Origin of the sequence: Hymenobacter lapidiphilus, assembly GCF_003417065.2 — a bacterium.
GTDB lineage: Bacteria > Bacteroidota > Bacteroidia > Cytophagales > Hymenobacteraceae > Hymenobacter.
On record NZ_QVLT01000074.1, the window covers coordinates 1 to 471 of the forward strand.

The 471-nt window shown below is 61.1% G+C and carries 1 protein-coding gene; it reads right to left on the bottom strand.

Annotated features, from left to right (window positions below):
- Nucleotides 1–471, bottom strand: a 471-nt coding sequence (locus D0N36_RS19255; protein ID WP_147320991.1) for an IS3 family transposase, incomplete at both ends; no start/stop codon positions are given.

Sequence of the window (471 nt, forward strand, 5' to 3'; positions counted from 1 at the left end):
CGACGTGAATGGCCAGGCACTGGCGACTAAAATTATCGACTATTGTTAAGGCCCGGATCTTGCGCCCATCGAAGAGCTGATCGGCTACGAAATCCATGCTCCAGCTCTGATGCGGCCGCTGCAATTCAACCCGCTCCAGCCGATGCGCCGCAGCCCGGCTGCGCTTGGGCCGTTTACTGCGTAAATGCAGCCCTTCCAGGCAGTAGAGGCGGTGGACGCGCTTGTGGTTGTCGGGCCAGCCTTCTCGACGCAGCAGCGTAAACAGGCGCTGGCAACCGTAGCGCACGCGTATCTGGGCCAGTTCCCGCAACCGCTGGCGCAGCACCGTATCATCCCGCCCATGCGGCTGGTAATACCAGCTCGACCGCTGTAGCGATACGAGCTGGCAGGCTCGGCGGGTCGAGATGCGATAGGCGTCGCGTAAGTGTTGAGCCACGTGGCGACGCTGCACGGGCTTCAGAACTTTTTTTT